This window comes from Tessaracoccus sp. MC1756 (assembly GCF_014164735.1).
Taxonomy (GTDB): Bacteria; Actinomycetota; Actinomycetes; order Propionibacteriales; family Propionibacteriaceae; genus Arachnia.
The window spans coordinates 491,040-506,908 of record NZ_JACJFZ010000002.1; the positions used below are offsets into that span (position 1 = coordinate 491,040).

At 69.4% G+C, this 15,869-nt stretch carries 13 protein-coding genes and 1 tRNA gene; 7 read left to right on the forward strand and 7 right to left on the reverse strand.

All coding sequences use genetic code 11. From position 1 onward, the window contains the following. The first annotated feature begins 38 nt into the window (after positions 1-38). Positions 39-407, forward strand: coding sequence for a hypothetical protein (locus H5393_RS07700; protein ID WP_182766162.1), 369 nt, complete (start codon positions 39-41; stop codon positions 405-407). Positions 408-556: 149 nt separating this feature from the next. On the opposite strand, the gene H5393_RS07705 is transcribed toward H5393_RS07700, so the two are convergent. From H5393_RS07705 to H5393_RS07715, 3 genes are read right to left on the reverse strand one after another with little or no spacing between them, the layout of a single operon-like run. Further along, positions 557-3,154 (reverse strand): multicopper oxidase domain-containing protein, encoded by a 2,598-nt coding sequence (locus tag H5393_RS07705; RefSeq protein WP_182766163.1) that lies wholly within the window; start codon positions 3,152-3,154, stop codon positions 557-559. After that, the gene (locus H5393_RS07710) at positions 3,151-4,260 is read right to left on the reverse strand and encodes a hypothetical protein (protein WP_370585952.1); all 1,110 of its coding nucleotides are present in this window, start codon (positions 4,258-4,260) and stop codon (positions 3,151-3,153) included. The genes H5393_RS07705 and H5393_RS07710 overlap by 4 nt, the downstream gene beginning before the upstream one ends. Positions 4,261-4,262: 2 nt before the next feature. Then, the gene (locus H5393_RS07715; protein ID WP_182766164.1) at positions 4,263-4,544 is read right to left on the reverse strand and encodes a DUF2249 domain-containing protein; all 282 of its coding nucleotides are present in this window, start codon (positions 4,542-4,544) and stop codon (positions 4,263-4,265) included. Positions 4,545-4,730: 186 nt separating this feature from the next. Here H5393_RS07715 and H5393_RS07720 point away from each other — a divergent pair, with 186 nt between their 5' ends. From H5393_RS07720 to H5393_RS07755, 6 genes are all read left to right on the forward strand, one after another. After that, the gene (locus H5393_RS07720) at positions 4,731-5,546 is read left to right on the forward strand and encodes a DUF4397 domain-containing protein (protein ID WP_182766165.1); all 816 of its coding nucleotides are present in this window, start codon (positions 4,731-4,733) and stop codon (positions 5,544-5,546) included. Between the two features lie 5 nt (positions 5,547-5,551). Beyond that, a complete protein-coding gene (locus tag H5393_RS07725; protein ID WP_182766166.1) occupies positions 5,552-6,280 on the forward strand; it encodes a class F sortase in 729 nt (242 codons plus the stop codon). Between the two features lie 14 nt (positions 6,281-6,294). Beyond that, positions 6,295-6,837, forward strand: coding sequence for a sigma-70 family RNA polymerase sigma factor (locus tag H5393_RS07730; RefSeq protein WP_182766167.1), 543 nt, complete (start codon positions 6,295-6,297; stop codon positions 6,835-6,837). Next, positions 6,834-7,529 carry an anti-sigma factor gene (locus H5393_RS07735; RefSeq protein ID WP_182766168.1) on the forward strand — a complete coding sequence of 232 codons (696 nt, stop codon included), beginning with the start codon at positions 6,834-6,836 and terminating at the stop codon, positions 7,527-7,529. The genes H5393_RS07730 and H5393_RS07735 overlap by 4 nt, the downstream gene beginning before the upstream one ends. 82 nt (positions 7,530-7,611) lie before the next feature. Next, positions 7,612-8,472, forward strand: a complete 861-nt coding sequence (locus H5393_RS14320) for an Ltp family lipoprotein (RefSeq protein ID WP_220488261.1) — start codon at positions 7,612-7,614, stop codon at positions 8,470-8,472. 106 nt (positions 8,473-8,578) lie between these two features. Then, positions 8,579-9,403 carry an alpha/beta fold hydrolase gene (locus H5393_RS07755; protein WP_182766169.1) on the forward strand — a complete coding sequence of 275 codons (825 nt, stop codon included), beginning with the start codon at positions 8,579-8,581 and terminating at the stop codon, positions 9,401-9,403. 67 nt (positions 9,404-9,470) lie between these two features. On the opposite strand, the gene H5393_RS07760 is transcribed toward H5393_RS07755, so the two are convergent. From H5393_RS07760 to H5393_RS07775, 4 genes are all read right to left on the reverse strand, one after another. Further along, a tRNA-Arg gene (locus H5393_RS07760) sits at positions 9,471-9,546 on the reverse strand. Between the two features lie 67 nt (positions 9,547-9,613). After that, complete coding sequence (locus H5393_RS07765; RefSeq protein WP_182766170.1) at positions 9,614-10,627, reverse strand: dihydroorotate dehydrogenase-like protein; 1,014 nt, start codon at positions 10,625-10,627, stop codon at positions 9,614-9,616. After that, a complete protein-coding gene (nifJ, locus tag H5393_RS07770; RefSeq protein ID WP_182766171.1) occupies positions 10,624-14,202 on the reverse strand; it encodes a pyruvate:ferredoxin (flavodoxin) oxidoreductase in 3,579 nt (1,192 codons plus the stop codon). The genes H5393_RS07765 and nifJ overlap by 4 nt, the downstream gene beginning before the upstream one ends. After that, positions 14,199-15,836, reverse strand: coding sequence for an NAD(P)-binding protein (locus H5393_RS07775; protein WP_182766172.1), 1,638 nt, complete (start codon positions 15,834-15,836; stop codon positions 14,199-14,201). The genes nifJ and H5393_RS07775 overlap by 4 nt, the downstream gene beginning before the upstream one ends. Positions 15,837-15,869: the final 33 nt, after the last annotated feature.

Consider the following 15,869-nt stretch of genomic DNA (forward strand, 5'->3'; position numbering starts at 1 on the left):
TTTGGTTGTATACACCGACGAACAGAACGGACACCACCATGTCGCTGCTCCCCTACGAGGCCACCTTCCCCGCCCTGGGCACCCGCGCCACCCTGCTGACCTCGAACCCCGAGACGCTCCTGCCGGCCGTTGAGGTGGTGCGTGCGGAACTCGACGTCTTCGGCGACATGGAGGCGCTCGGCGGCCATCCCATCCTTGACGATCACCTGGGCGCGATGCTGCACGGCACGGACCCGCTGGAGCCGGTGTCGGCGGACGCCGAACGCGACGCCCGCTCCCGCACCGCGCGCCGGCTGGCTGATCTGTTGTCGGAGGAGTTCCCCGGTGGCTTCCTCGTGGACCTGGGCGGCATCCCCGCTGTCGCCGGCGAGTCGCTGGCCGACGACGCCGAGCTCTCGGCAGCCTGAAAGCGCCCAGTTTTCTTACTATTAGTAATACACGTAGTAACGCGCTCCGCCCACCACGCACGAATCCCGCATCCGATGTCCGCCAGTCAGTGGGTGCCCCGAGTCAGCGCCACAGGGGCACCCCCGGCCGGTGGACATTGGATGCGTCTTCAGTCCGTGACCTCGACGATGCCGTGGGCGCCGCGCTCCGCGTCGACCATGATGTGGCTGACCACCGGGTAGTGCCCCGGCTCGTTGAACGTGATCTCGACGAAACCGCCCTCGGCCGGCTGGAGCGCCAGCGCCTGGGCGCCGCCTCCGGTGGTGCCGAAGGCGTCCTCGCCGTCGCGCAGCAGGTAGCCGCCCTCGCGGTAGACGGTGTCGAACTGGCCGCCCACGATGTGGAAACTCGACGCGCGGTTGGGCCCGGCGTCGACCACGAAGAAACGCACCTTCTCCCCCACCTTGGCCTCGAACTGCCGCTGGTCGTACTGGTTGGCGATGCCGTTGAACACCACCCGGTCCGGCTGCTCGGCGAGCACGCGGTCCGGGTTGATCTCCGTGGCCTCCTCGGCGGTGGCGGCGTCGTCGGCGAAGACCTCGGACTGGACCACCACGTACTCACGGTCCACCGCGGGCCAGCCCTCCTCCGGCTCGATGATCACGGCACCGTGCATGCCGGCGGCGATGTGCGCGCTCATGGGCATGGTGGAGCAGTGGTAGAGCCAGGCTCCCGCCCGCTCCGCCGTGAAGCGGTACACGAGGCTCTCGCCGGGCGCGATCGTCCGCATCGGCGCGTCGGGCGCGACCGCGCCGGCGTGGAAATCGATCGAGTGGCCCATCGTGCCGTCGTTGATGAGTGTGATCTCGAAGGTATCGCCGACCCTGCCCCGCAGGGTGGGGCCGACGCTCTGCCCGTTGAACGTCCACCTGCGTTGCCACAGGCCGGGGGCCACCTCGAGGGGCTCCTCGGTGACGCGGAACTCGTAGCGGCGGACGGTCTCGTCTGTCAGCTCCGGTGCGATGGGGTCGACGATGTGGCCCAGCTCCGCCTCGGGATTGCCCGCGGCGGGTTGGTGCGCGGCATGACCGCCGCCGGAGGTGGAGGCCGGCGCGGGCGCGGTGTCGCCGACGACGACGTCGAACGTCATCCCCATCTGGCGGTGCCCGACGACGGTGCACCACCCCTCGATGCTCTGCCCGACCACACCCAGGTCAAGCTCCGCTGTCTCCCCGGCGGCGAGCCGGGGGCTCCGGACGTCGCCGACCATGAGGTCGTGCACGTTGGTGTCGTCCAGGTTGGTGAGCTCGATGACGACACGGTCGCCCGGGTCCACCTGGATACTCGCGGGGTCGAAGCGCATGTCGTGCGCGGTGACGGCCACACGGACGGTCTCGCCGGTGGGCTCCACCGCCTGCGTCGTCGTGCCCGGGGTGACGATGCCGGCCGCTCCGGGGTCCATCCCGAACCCGAGCGAGACCACGACGGCCAGCGCGGCGACGCCGGCCACCAGGCCGCTGCCGGTCAGCGCATTGGGCCGCTCTGCGGGCAGTGAGGGTTCGAGGCCCGCCATGGCCGCCCGCTTCTCCTTCACCGACGCCCGGATGCCCAGCACCATCAGAGGGATGAACAGCGCCAACGCCACCAGCACGGTGCTGGAGACCGTCACCTTCACCCAGCTGGGCAGCGGCAGCAGGAACAGCAGCAGGCCGCCGTTGATGACGACCAGCCGGGCCGTGGCCCAACGGTCGAAGTAGGCAGCGCCCGCCCGCACCACGCGCGGGCCGCCGCCGAGCACCGACGGCAGGAGGTAGCTCAGCGCACCGGTGACCAGTTGCAGGAGGAAGCCCACCACCCAGATGCCGGCGAGCAGCGGGTAGTCCGTGGCGAGCGCGATGTCGTCGGCGCGCCACACGTGCACCGCCGTGGCGACCAGCGCGACGCACGCCCAGACGCAGGCAGCAAGGATCGACGCGGAGGCGAACTCGCGCGGGGGCCGCTTCCTGGTGGGGGCCACGAGGCAGCGCCCGAACCACAGGAGACCGAGGGCGTATCCCGCGATGCCGACGGCGGCGACGGGCCGCAGCCCCGTCAACGAGCCGGCGATGATCACGGCCAGGCCGCCCAGCAGGATGGGCAGCGTCTGGCGGGCGAGGCGCTCCGCGCGGTCGTCCATCCGGGTGCGCAGCACCGTCGGCCAGAAGGTGATCAGGGTGCCGACCAGCGTGAGGCCCACCCAGCCCAGAATCATGGTCATGGTGTGGGCGACGAGGAGGTTGGCGTGCCAGCGGTCACCCAGGCCCCAGGCGAGCGCGGCGCCGAAGCCGGCTCCTACCGGCACGCAGAGCGCGGCCACCACGTAGTAGCGGATGCTGATCCGGAAGCGCCCGGGAAGCGCGCGCTTCAGGTCGCGGACGAGGGTCCAGGCGTGCCACAGCACCGCCGTCGACACTGCCACGGCGCCGATGAGCACCAGCCACCACTGCGTGGTCGGCACCCCGACGAACACCGCCAGCGCGCCGACGGCCAGGAGGCCCAGCCGCACATCGGCGACCTTCCTGGCTTTGTCGTCCGGCCGGGTCTTGAGCAGGGCTGCGGTGAAGTGGGCGCTCCACACCATGACCGAGTGGGTGATGGCGCCGAGCCCGACGAGGTGCACCATCAGCCAGGTGGATTCGGGCACCCAGCGATGCACCAGCGCGATGACGACGGCGCCGACCAGCCAGACCAGCAGGGTGAAGTCGCGCAGCGACCGGCGTCCCCTCATGAACGCACCACCGACACCACGACGGTCACGGCGAAGATCAGGAGTGCCAGCACGGTGAGGATGCCTCCGGTTCGGTAGAGGGGTTGGATGCCCGCCAGCCCGCCGCTGAGGCGCAGGACCATGCCCACGTTGAGCACGACGAGCGGGGCCCACATGGACGAACGATACGGGAGCGGCCGCCCGATGACTGCCGGGAAGATGATGGGGGCGTGCGCCATGATCATGGCCAGCCCGAAGCCCAGGAAGACCCCGTGGATGACGGCGTCGTAGGTGCCGCTGGAGGTGGGCTGGCCGACGACGATCCACACGACGCCGGCGACGGCGAGCCACAGGTTGCCGGCCAGCAGCGAGGCGGCGTTGAACCGCCGGAGCCCGGTACTGCGCACGAAGCGGCGGCCCACGTCGTCGCGGAACAGCCACAGCGCGGTGAGCAGGCAACCCAGCCCGACGATCCGGGCACCGGTGTCGGGGAAGACCAGGCTGAGGGCGGCGCCGCCGCCGATCAGCGTGCCGAGGGCGAGCAGGGTGGGGATGGCGCGGCGGCCCATGGTGAGCTGGGCCAGTTCGGCGCGCTCTGAAGCGATGGTGATGATGAGGAAGGCGGCGAGCAGCGGCAGCAACGGGGCGATCTCCGCCACCAGCCACAGGCCGGTGAAGAGCGCGACGAACAGCGCGCCGAAGGCCTGTGCGGCCACCAGCGAGAGCGGGGCGCGTAACCACAGCGCAATGGTGAGGCCGAGGAAGGCCAGACCGCCGTCGAAGAGGAGGAGTTTGCCCAGGCCGATGGGGGCGCCCGCGAGCAGGGTCACCGATCCCAGGCCGAAGAGCGCCGGGGCGAGGTAGGCCGCCGCCTTGCGCAGCGCCTGGGCCCGCTCCAGGGAGATGAGGGTGCCCATGAAACCGAGCACCATGACCGGTCCATGGAGGTCCGCCAGCCGGTCCGAATCAACGGGCGCCCAGACGCCGAGCCGCAACAACCCGGCGTTGAGCCCCGCCAACAGCGAAAAACCGGCGAGGGCGACCATCGCCACCCGCCAGTTCTTCGTGCGCTGACCGATGTCCCGTGTGGCCCGGGACGTCCGGTCAGCGGTACCCGAGGTTGTCACGATCAGGAGCGAGCGAGCTTGAGCTTCCAGGCGTCGGGACCTTGCTGCACGTAGCTGATGGCGACGTCCTGCCCGTGGCGCTGCTGGATCTGGGCGATGAGCGGGATCGGGTCGTGCGGAGCGACGAGCACGAAGGCCGTGCCGGACTGCAGCGAGTCCACGACGCCGTGAATGGCGGCGTGGCGGATGGCGTGCGGGATGGTGCGGGCGTCGAGCTCCGGGAGGGCTTCGTCGTGGCCGCCGCAACCGCAGCTGGACTTGGGGCTGAGCGAGATATCTTGCATGCCCGAGATATTACTACGAACCTTTGGGATTAATATCCGGGGTCGACCTACGTGGGCAACGATCGGGCAACCTTAAAAAAACATTGAACAAGGTGCATCCATGGAGGGGTCCCAGGCGGACTAAGGGGGCAGTAGCGCGAAAGCCGCGCTGCACCGGCCCCAGGGCCCGGACCGAAAGGATCCATCATGCGAGCACGACTCTTCGCCGCGGCGCTGCCGCTGGCACTGGCCTGCGCGGTCGTCCCGAACATCGCAGCAGCAGACGAGCACGAAGCAACCGTCCACATCCTCCACGGCGTGCCGGGCCTCACGGTGGACGTCTACGCCAACGGCAATTCCCTCCTGACCAACTTCGCGCCCGGTACCCTCACCGACGCGGTGCAGTTGCCAGCCGGTTCCTACGACCTCAAGGTCACGGCCGCCGGAGCCGGTGCGGACGGGGAGGCCGCCATCGAGGCCAACGACGTCACCGTTCCCGGCGGAGCCAACATCACCGTCGTGGCCCACCTCGACGCCGAAGGCAAGCCCGTGCTGACGCCGTTCGTCAACGACGTCACCGCCACCGCCGCGGGCGAAGGTCGCCTCACCGTCCGCCACACTGCGGCGGCCCCGGCCGTCGACGTGCGCGCCAACGGCGCCGTGGCGTTCAGCAACCTCGCCAACCCTGACGAGGCGAAGGCCGACCTCGCGGCCGGCACCGTGTCTGCCGACGTGGTGCTCACCGGCACCGACACCGTGGCGATCGGCCCGGCGGATGTGAACATCACTGAGGGCGCCAACACCATCGTCTACGCCTGGGGCAGTGCGGCAGACGCCAACCTGGGGCTGGCCGTCCAGGTGATCGACGGTCTCCACAGCGCCCCCGGCGGCGTCCCCGGAGGCACCGGTGGACAGGCCGCTGCTGCTGACGCCGCCAACTCCGCCGGCCTCCTCGCCGTGGCAGCACTCCTGGCGGCCGGCACCGGTGTGGTGCTGGTGCGCAGGCGCGCCCTGGTCAACTGACCGTCATGAGCCCTGACCGACGGCGTCCCGCCTTCGGAGTCGCAGCGGTGATCGCCCTCACGGCGATCACCGCCTGCGGCGGGCCGGTCGCCCAGGAGTCCGCGCCCTCCACCGCGCCTGCAGGGGCGACCTCGTCCCCGTCCCCGACCCCGGCCGTTTCACCGGAAGCGCCCGACGCGTCTCCCCCGCGGTCCCCCGCCCCGCCGACCTCAACCCCCTCGCCTGCCTCCACGCCGGCTGATCAGGTCGGCACCAGCTCGGCAGGACTGGCGGCTACCACTGCCCGGCCGTCACCGGCGCGGATGATGATCCCCTCCCTCAAGATCGACATGCCGGTCTCACCCCAGGGCGTCGACGACATCGGCCTGATGGCCCTGCCACCCGATCCCGGAGAGGCTGGCTGGTACCGCTTCGGTCCGGCCCCCGGCGACACTCAGGGAGCCACCGTGATCGCGGCCCACGTCGACTCGAAGGAACTGGGCATCGGACCTCTGGCGGACCTTCGCAGGCTGGCCCCCGGTGAGGTCATCGTCGTGCTCGACGCAACAGGCGTTGAGCACACCTACCGCGTGGAGTCGGTTGACTCCGTGCCACGCGCCGAACTCGACCTTGCGCGACTGTTCGCCCGCACCGGGACGCACCACCTCAACCTGGTCACGTGCGGCGGCCCCTATCTACGTGACCGCGGCGGATATCAGAACAACGTGATCGCCCGCGCCGTTCCCGTTTCTTGACCTAGGCTCTCTGTGTGGACTCCGATGACGTTGCGATGCTCAGCCGGGATGTCGCTGCGGGCTCCCGCGAGGCCTTCGCGGCCATGTACGACCGGTGGTCGCCTATGATCCACGGCTTCGTCCGGCGGAAGGTGGCTCCCCCTGATGCGGATGCGGAAGACGTCACCCAGCAGGTCTTCGTCTCCGCCTGGTCGAGTAGGTCATCGCTGGTTCCCGGTGAGACGGCATTGCCGGCCTGGTTGCTGGTGATCGCCCGACGGCGGGTGGCGGACCATTGGGAATCCCGCGCCCGGCACAACCGTCGCGTGGACGAGGCCCGCCGCTACAGCAGCACGGAGGACACCACAGAGCCGCCCGCCGACGACCGCCTCCTCGTCACCGCCGTACTGGACGCCATGGGCGATCCGAAGCGGAAAGTGTTGCAGTTGGCCTTCTACGATGGCCTGACGCACGCGGAGATCGCCGACAGGTTGCAGATGCCCGTAGGCACCGTGAAGAGCCACATCCGGCGGGGCCTGTTGATCGTGAAGGACGCCTGGAAGGAGAGCCAATCGTGACGACCCACCTCGAGAACGACCAGTTGCTCTCCCTGGCGCTAGCCGAGGATGAAACAACAGATCAGTACGCGGCCCACCTTGCGTCGTGCCCCCGCTGCAACTCGGCCGTGGCGGATCTCCGCCTGGGCGCGCAGCTGGTCAGGGACGCGCAGGGTTCGCCCAGTCTGGCCGCGACGCCACCCGCACGGCTCCGGGCGCGCGTCCTCGAGGCCTCCGACGCACCGGTCACCGCCGGCACCACCGCGTCCGGCCTGCGTTCCCGGTCATGGCCCTGGGTGCTGGCGGCTGCCGTCTGCCTCCTGGCGGGCGTCGGCCTCGGCACCCTGCTCGAGCTCCCGTCGCGGGACGCGTCGCCAGTGACCGTGGCCTCCGCAGAGCTCGCCCCTCTCGCCGACGACGCCACGCCTGCCGCCGCCCGCCTCGTCGACGGGGGCGACGGTCTGGTCCTTGTCGTGGAGGCACCGGTGTTCGACGCGAGGGAAGCCGACTACTTCGAGGTCTGGCTGATCAACGAAGACCTCCAGCGCATGGTGTCGGTGGGCATCCTCGAGCCCGACGGCGAGCAGCGCTTCCCCGTGACGCAGCAACTGTTGGACGAGGGCTACACGATCGTCGACATCTCCCGCGAGCTGTTCGACGACGCCCCCACGCACTCCGGCGACTCCCTGGTGCGCGGCGAACTGACCGACTGATCTTCCTTCGGGCGCCAGTTTTTGTCAGACCCCCTCTATAGCGTCAATGACGTACACATCAATCGTCATTGGGGGAACCAACATGACACAGCAGCATCCAGCCGGCTGGTACACCCAGCCGGACGGCTCGTCCCGGTACTGGGACGGGACGCAGTGGGCAGACCCGGCCGCGCAGGCCACCCAGACCACGGCCGCAGCGCGGCGGCCCTGGTACACGAAGAAGCGCATCATCATCCCGGTGATCGCCCTCATCGGCCTGATCGCCATCCTGCCCAAGGGCGGCGACGACACCGAGCAGGCCGCGCCCCTGGCCAGCGCCAGCGCCACGGCGGAGGCCACGTCTGCCGCACCGGCGGAGGAGACCACCGCGGAGCCGCTCCAGGAAACCACCCCGGTGGCAGCCACCACGGAGGCAGCAGCACCTGAGACCACAGCGGAAGCCGCCCCGGAGACGACGGCGGCGGTGCCCGTGGCAGAAGAGCCCGTGGTGGAGGAACCGGCGGATCCGGGCCTCAGCGTCACTCAGGGCCAGGCGGTCGTCAGCGCCGAGAACTACATCAGCTTCGCCCCGTTCTCGCGCACCGGGTTGATCGGCCAGCTCGAGTACGAGGGCTTCTCCACTGCGGACGCGGAGTTCGCCGCTGACGCGATCGGCGCGGACTGGATGGAGCAGGCGGCGCTGAAGGCCGAGTCGTACCTCGAGTTCACCGCCTTCTCGGAGTCGGGTCTGGTGGACCAGCTCGAGTACGAGGGCTTCTCGTCCGAGGAGGCCCTCTACGGGGTGGCCAACGTCACCGTCGACTGGATGGAGCAGGCGGCGCTGAAGGCGAAGTCGTACCTGGAGATGGGCGGATTCTCGCGCTCCGGCCTGGTGGACCAGTTGCTCTACGAGGGATTCTCGCAGGCACAGGCCGAGCACGGGGCGGATTCAGTCGGGCTCTGAGCCCGCTGCGCTGGGGGGAAAACCGGCCGGGACTGCGCTGGGGGGAGCGCAGTTCCGGCCTTCGCAGCTACTAGTGGATGCAACCCCCTGGTGACACAGTGGTCTGGTGACCACTTCGTGGGTTTCGGTGCCCGAGGGAAGGCTCGCCGTCACTGCCGAGGGATCGGGAGAGGCAGTCCTCGTCGTGCAGACCGCGCTGTCCGTGGACGAGACAGCATCGTTCTCGCGCCACGAACTGGTGCGCGGGCATTTCCGGGTGATCACCTTCGACCGACGGGGCTACGGGTCGAGCACCACCACCAGAACAGCCCCCGCCACGATCGAATCCGACGCGCTGGACTGCCTCGCCGTCCTCGAGACCCTGGACGCGGTGCCCGCCCACGTCATTGGCGTGAGCTACTCCGCGGCGGTGGCGCTGCACCTCGCTTCGCTGGCGCCGGCGGCCGTCCGCTCGGTCGTGGCCATCGAGCCGCCACCGCGGCATGCACCATCCGCCACGGACTTCGTCACGGCGAGCCGCAGGCTGATGGACGTGTACGAGCACGACGGTGCCGCCGCCGCGCTGGAAGCGTTCATGGTCATGCTCGTCGGGCCGGATTGGCGACGCCGCCAGGAGGCACTGGCGCCGGGGTCGGTTGAACGGATCGAGCGCGACGCGGCGGCGTTCTTCGGCCGCGACATCCCTGCCCTCCTGACCTGGCGCTACGGGCCGGACGAGGCCGTTTCCCTGGGTGCCCCGGTGTTGTACGTGGGCGGCACCGACAGCGGGCCGATGTTCCGCCAGACCAAGGCTTGGGTCCGGGAACTCTTCCCTGACGTGCAGACGGTCAGCATCTCGGGGGCGGGTCACGATCTCGCGCTGACGCACCCGACGGAGCTTGCGATCGCGGTATCGCGCTTCCTGCATTGGAGCCGCAGGCCAGGAGCCTGACGGGAGCCGGCGGGAGCGCTCGGCTTCGGGGGCGCTGATCCCGCGGGCGAAGGAAACAGGACCTCGTTGGCGACCCCGGTTGGATTCGAACCAACGACACCCGCTTTAGGAGAGCGGTGCTCTATCCCCTGAGCTACGGGGCCAACCAGGTCAGGATACCGGCCGGAGAGCCGCCCCGCACAACGGGCGCGGCGGCGCTCCGGACAGCCATCAGCGAAGCGATCCGTAGGTGGCCTTGGCCTTCTCCAACGCCGAGACGTAACCGGAGCGCTCATAGACGTCGGCCGGCGCTTCCTTCGGCACGCTCAGCAGGCCCCGCGCCTGATGCAGAGTCAGGTCGCGGTCCTCCAACCAGGCGGCCAGTTCGTCGACGAGCACCTCGGCGTAGGCGGGGCCGCGTCGGATCAGCGACGAAGTGGTCATCACGACGTCTGCCCCAGCCAGGATGTACTTGATGACATCCTCCGGCCGGTCCACGCCCGTGGTGGCGGCCAGCGACGCCGCGATCTTGCCGCGGAGCACAGCGATCCAGGTGCGGGGGAGGCGGGCCTCCACCGGGGAACTCAGCGAAACACCGGATTCGACGGTGACCCGGTCCACGTCGATGTCCGGCTGCAGGAAGCGGTTGAACAGCACCACGCCGTCCGCGCCGGCGTCCACCAGGCGCAGCACCATGTTGCCCACCGACGAGAAGTACGGGCTGATCTTCACGGCCACGGGCACGTCGACGGTGCTCTTCACCGCCGCGACGATCTCGAGGTGTCGCTCCTCCACCGCAGCGCCGGTCATCGTGATGTCACCGGGCACGAAGTAGATGTTCAGCTCGATCGCCGAGGCGCCGGCGTCCGCTAGGCGCCGGGCCTGCTGGGTCCACCCGCCCATCGACGCGCCGTTCAGCGAGGCGATCAGCGGCACGTCGATCGCCCTGGCGCCCTGCTCCACCAGCTTCAGGTATGCGTGGCTGGCGTCCTTCTGCGAGGCAGGCACCGTCGGGAAGTAGCTGAGCGCCTCGGGGAAGGAATTGTCGTACATCTCCTCCAACGCGGCGGCAACCTCGGCCTCCCGGCGCAACTGTTCCTCGAACAGCGAGTACATCACGACGGCGCCGACGCCGCCGTCGGCCAGCGCCTTGATGCCCGCCACCGACTGCGACAGCGGGCCGGCCGAGGCGACGACCGGGTTGCGCAGGGAGAGGCCCAGATAGTTGGTGGTCAGGTCGGTCATGAGTCTCTCCTCGGATCTGCAGCGAAGGAATCAGCGCCGCGGGCGGCGAGCTGTTCGTATTCACCCCAACGGCGCTCGATCTGTTCCTGTGCCAGGGAGAGCAACCGGTCGGCCTCCTCCGGGTCCGCGGCCCGCAGCACGCGGTAGCGCAGCTCGGCAGACTGGTAATCCGCCAGCGACAACCGTGGTCGCGGGGAGTCGAGCAGGAACGGGTTGCCGCCGGCGTCGCGGATGACGGGGTTGTAGCGCATCAGCGGCCAGTGACCGGAGTTGACCGCCTTGTACTGCTGGTCCAGGCCCTTGCGCATGTCGAAGCCCTGGGCGATGCAGTGGCTGTAGGCGATGATCAGGCTGGGTCCGTCGTAGGCCTCGGCTTCGCGGAACGCCTTGAGCGTCTGCTGGGGGTCGGCGCCCATGGCGACGCGAGCCACGTACACAGACCCGTAGGCCGAGGCCTGCAGCGCGAGGTCCTTCTTGTTGGTGGTCTTGCCGCCGGAAGCGAACTTCGCAACGGCGCCCATCGGCGTCGACTTCGAGGCCTGGCCGCCGGTGTTGGAGTACACCTCGGTGTCCAGCACGAGGATGTTGACGTTGCGGCCAGAGGCCAGCACGTGGTCCAGGCCACCCGAGCCGATGTCGTAGGCCCAGCCGTCGCCGCCCACGATCCACACGGAGCGCCGCACCAGGTGGTCTGCCACGGAGCGGAGGTCCTCCGCGGCGGTGCCGGTGAGGTCGGTCAGCTTCGGGAGGAGCAGCTTGACCCGCTCCATCTGCGCCGCGATCTCGGAGCCCTGCCGCTGCCGGGCGCCCAGGATGGCGTCCACCAGGTCGTCGTCCCCGATCTGCCTCTTCAGCTCCAGGAGCCGACGGCGGGCCAGGTCCTCGTGGAGGTCTGCGGCAAGGCGCATACCGAGGCCGAACTCGGCGTTGTCCTCGAAGAGCGAGTTGGACCACGCCGGGCCGCGACCGTCGGCGTTCTTCGCCCACGGCGTGGTGGGGAGGTTGCCGCCGTAGATGGACGAACACCCCGTCGCGTTGGCGATGGTGGCGCGGTCCCCGAACAGCTGGCTCAGCAGTTTGAGATACGGGGTCTCACCGCAGCCCGAGCAGGCTCCGGAGAACTCGAACAGCGGCTCGAGGAACTGGGTGCCGCGCACGGTGCCGAAATCGACGTTGACGCGCTTGTTGACCGGGAGCTCCTCGAAGAACCCGACGGCCTCGATGTCCTTGCTGCGGTCAAGCTTCGGCACGAGGTTGATGGCACGGCGGTTCAGTTGACCGATGGGCTTGACGGGGCACGCCTCCACACAGAGGCCGCAGCCGGTGCAGTCCTCGACGTAGACCTGCAGCGTGTAACTCGTCGACGGGAGGCCGACGGCGTTCAGGGGCGCGCTGAGGAAGCCGTCGGGCGCGCCGTCGAGCATCTCGGTGGGATAGGACTTGGCGCGCAACACGGCGTGCGGGCAGACGAAGGCGCAGTTGCCGCACTGGATGCAGGCCTCCTCGTCCCACTCGGCGACGATCTCGGAGATGTTGCGCTTCTCGAACTTCGTCGTGCCGGAGGGGTACGTGCCGTCGACGGGCAGCGCCGAGACGGGCAGGTCGTCGCCGCGGCCCTGCAGCATCGTCGCGGTGACGGTGCGCACGAACTCGGGCGCATCCGACGGCACCGGCGGGATGAAACCCCGGCCGGAGGTGGCGTCGACGGGGATCTCGAGCTGGAAGAGGTCTGCCAGCGCCGAATCGACCGCCTCGTGGTTCTTCCGGACGACCTCGGCGGATTTACGGGCGTAGGTCTTGGAGATGGCGTCCTTGATCTTGCCTATCGCCACCTCCCTGTCGAGCACGCCCGAGATGGCGAAGAAACAGGTCTGCAGGATGGTGTTGGTGCGGCTACCCAGGCCCGCCGAGCGCGCCACTTTGCCGGCGTCGATCACGTAGACCTTGATGCCCAGCTCGATGATCCTCTCCTGCATGGGCTGCGGCAGGTGGTGCCACGTCTCGCGCGGGCCGTACGGGGAATTGAGCAGCAGCGTGGTGCCTGGCCGCGCGAACTCCAGCACGTCGACGCGCTCCAGGATGGACCAGTGGTGGCAGCCGATGAAACCGGCCTGGCTGACCAGGTACGGCGCCTTGATCGGATGGGGCCCGAACCGGAGGTGCGAGACCGTGCGCGAGCCGGACTTCTTCGAGTCGTAGACGAAGTAGCCCTGCGCGAACAGGTCCTCGGAAGAGCCGAGGATCTTGATGGTGTTCTTGTTGGCGCCGACGGTGCCGTCGGAGCCCAGCCCGTAGAACACGGCGCGCAGGGTCTCGGGGTCCTCGAGGTCCAGCGTCGGGTCATAGTCGAGCGACAGGTGCGTCACGTCGTCGTTGATGCCGACGGTGAAGCGGGGCCGCGGGTGCTCCGAGCCCAGCTCGTCGAAGATGGCCTGCACCATCGCCGGCGTGAACTCCTTCGACGACAGGCCGTAGCGACCGCCGATCATCTGGGGCAGCGACGCCCGCCGACCGTTGGCGACGGCCTCGCCCAGCACGGAGCTGACGTCGAGGAACATGGGCTCGCCGGACGCACCGGGTTCCTTGGTGCGGTCCAGCACGGCCAGGCGCCGCACGCTCTCGGGCAGCGCGGCGAGCAGGGCCTCCGTCGGGAACGGGCGGTACAGGCGCATCTGGATGACCCCGACGCGCCCGCCGTCGGCATTGAGCCTGTCGACCACGGGGGTGACGGCCTCGATGCCGGAGCCCATGATGATGACCACCCGCTCCGCGTCCTCGGCGCCGTGGTACTCGACGAGGCCGTAGCTGCGGCCGGTGAGCGCCTCGAACTGGCGCATGGCATCCGTCAGCACGCCGGGCACCCACTCGTAGAACGCGTTGGCGGTCTCGCGCGACTGGAAGTAGGTGTCCGGGTTCTGCGCGGTGCCGCGGATGAACGGGTTGGCGGGGCTGAGGGCGCGGCCGCGGTGCTCGAGCACCAGGTCGCGGGGGATGAAGGCGCGCAGCTGGTCGTCGGTGAGGCGCGTCATGGTGTTGAGCTCGTGCGAGGTGCGGAACCCGTCGAAGAAGTGCACGAACGGCAGGCGCGTGCGCAGCGTGGCGTGGTGCGCGATGGCGGCCATGTCGTGGGCCTCCTGCACCGACGCGGAGCTGAGCAGGCACACGCCCGTCTGCCGCACGGCCATGACGTCCTGGTGGTCGCCGAAGATGGACAGGCCCTGCGTCGCGAGGGAGCGCGCGGCGACGTGGAACACCGTCGAGGTCAGCTCGCCGGCGATGCGGTACATGTTGGGGATCATCAACAGGAGGCCCTGCGACGCGGTGAATGTCGTCGACAACGCGCCACCCTGCAGGGCGCCGTGCATCGCGCCGGCGGCGCCCCCCTCGGACTGCATCTCGATGACGGTGGGCACCTGCCCGTAGATGTTGGGGCGGTGGTGCGCCATCCATTCATCGGCGAGCTCCGCCATGGTGGAGCTGGGCGTGATGGGGTAGATCGAGCACAGTTCGCTCACCCGGTAGGCGACGTCAGCCGCTGCCTCGTTGCCGTCGATGATGGCCTGCAGGTCGTTCATCGTCCTCCCTCCGGGATCATCTCGATGGCGTGCACCGGGCACTGCTCGTAGCAGGTGGCACAGCCCGTACATGACTCGTAGTCGAAGCGGTACCGGTTGCCCTTGCCCAGCTTGATGACGGCGTCCTCCGGGCAGGCGCCGAAGCAGCCGTCGCACTCGAAGCAGTTACCGCAACTGAGGCACCGGCGCGCCTCGAAGTTCGCCTCCTCGTCGGTGAGGCCGGAGACGATCTCGGCGAAGTCGCCGATGCGGTCCTCCCCCTCCGTCTCCTGGTGCTGCCGACGGCCGTGGTCGCCGAAGTACCACACGTTCATCTGGTCAAGGGTGACGACGGGATGCTTCAGCGGCGTGACCCATTCCTCGGTGTTGAGGTAGGCGTCGATCCGCTTGGCCGCCTTCTTGCCGTGGCCGGTGCCGATGGTGACGGTCCGGTCCGACGGCACGGCGTCGCCTCCGGCGAAGATGCCGGGCACCGCGGTCATCAGCGAATGCGGATCAACGTCGACCACGTCGTCGTTGAAGCTCATGCCGGGGATGGCGCGGAGGAAGTCGGTGTCGGCGCGTTGGCCGAGCGCGAGGATGACGGTGTCGGCGGCGAGCGTCTCGTACCTGCCTGTGCCGCGGGCCCTGCCCTCCTCGTCGATCTCCATGACCTCGACGGTGAGGTCCTCGTCGTGCATCTCCTTGATGGTGCGCAGCCAGTTCATCTTGACGCCCTCTGTCTGGGCGCCCTCGAGTTCCTCGGCGTGCGCGGGCATCTGTTCCTCGGTGCGCCGGTAGACGACGACCGACTCTTCGGCGCCGAGCCGACGGGCGACCCGGGCTGCGTCCATGGCCGTGTTGCCGCCGCCGTAGACGGCGACCCGGCGGCCGATGACGGGCCGCTCGCCCGAGGCGACGTCGCGCAGGAAGCTCACTGCGTCGACCACCCGCGTGGCGTCAGCCGACGGGATGTCGACGCGCTTGGAGATGTGGGCGCCGACGGCGACGAACACCGCGTCGAACCGGCCCTGCTCCTGCATGGCCAGGAGGTCCTTGATGGGGGTGTTCTGCCGGAAGACGATGCCCATCTCGCGGAGGCGGTCGATCTCGGCGTCCAGCACGTCGCGCGGGAGGCGGTACTCGGGGATGCCGTAGCGCATCATGCCGCCGGGCAGGTCGCCGGCGTCGAAGATCTCCACCGCATGGCCGAGCCGGGCGAGGTGGTACGCCGCGGAGAGGCCCGAGGGACCTGCGCCGACCACCATCACGCGGCGGCCGGAGGCGCGGCGGACCTTGGGGAATTGCCAGCCGTTCTCGATCGCGAGGTCACCCAGGTAGCGCTCCACGGAATGGATGCTGACGGCCGAGTCGAGGTCCTGACGGTTGCAGGCGGTCTCGCACGGGTGGTAACAGACTCGGCCGTGGACGGCGGGGAACGGGTTGTCGACGACCAGTTGCCGCCAGGCCGCCTCGGCCTCGCCGGCCTTGATGAGCCTCAGCCATTCCTGGATGTTCTCGCCCGCCGGGCAGCCCGCGTTGCACGGCGGGAGCATGTCCAGGTAGATGGGACGGCGCGAACGTACCGCCGCCACCCGTCCCTGGCTCGCACTGAGATCCGGTTGGACCGTCATGTCCTTGCGGTCGGAGGTCATCGTCGTCCCTTTCCGTTACTACTACTGGTCATA

Excerpts from the sequence above, each read along its gene's own strand:
- H5393_RS07700 (WP_182766162.1), top strand. The coding sequence starts at position 39 with ATGTCGCTGCTCCCCTACGAGGCCACCTTCCCCGCCCTGGGCACCCGC.
- H5393_RS07705 (WP_182766163.1), bottom strand. The coding sequence starts at position 3,154 with ATGAGGGGACGCCGGTCGCTGCGCGACTTCACCCTGCTGGTCTGGCTG.
- H5393_RS07715 (WP_182766164.1), bottom strand. The coding sequence starts at position 4,544 with ATGCAAGATATCTCGCTCAGCCCCAAGTCCAGCTGCGGTTGCGGCGGC.
- H5393_RS07720 (WP_182766165.1), top strand. The coding sequence starts at position 4,731 with ATGCGAGCACGACTCTTCGCCGCGGCGCTGCCGCTGGCACTGGCCTGC.
- H5393_RS07725 (WP_182766166.1), top strand. The coding sequence starts at position 5,552 with ATGAGCCCTGACCGACGGCGTCCCGCCTTCGGAGTCGCAGCGGTGATC.
- H5393_RS14320 (WP_220488261.1), top strand. The coding sequence starts at position 7,612 with ATGACACAGCAGCATCCAGCCGGCTGGTACACCCAGCCGGACGGCTCG.
- H5393_RS07765 (WP_182766170.1), bottom strand. The coding sequence starts at position 10,627 with ATGACCGACCTGACCACCAACTATCTGGGCCTCTCCCTGCGCAACCCG.
- nifJ (WP_182766171.1), bottom strand. The coding sequence starts at position 14,202 with ATGAACGACCTGCAGGCCATCATCGACGGCAACGAGGCAGCGGCTGAC.
- H5393_RS07775 (WP_182766172.1), bottom strand. The coding sequence starts at position 15,836 with ATGACCTCCGACCGCAAGGACATGACGGTCCAACCGGATCTCAGTGCG.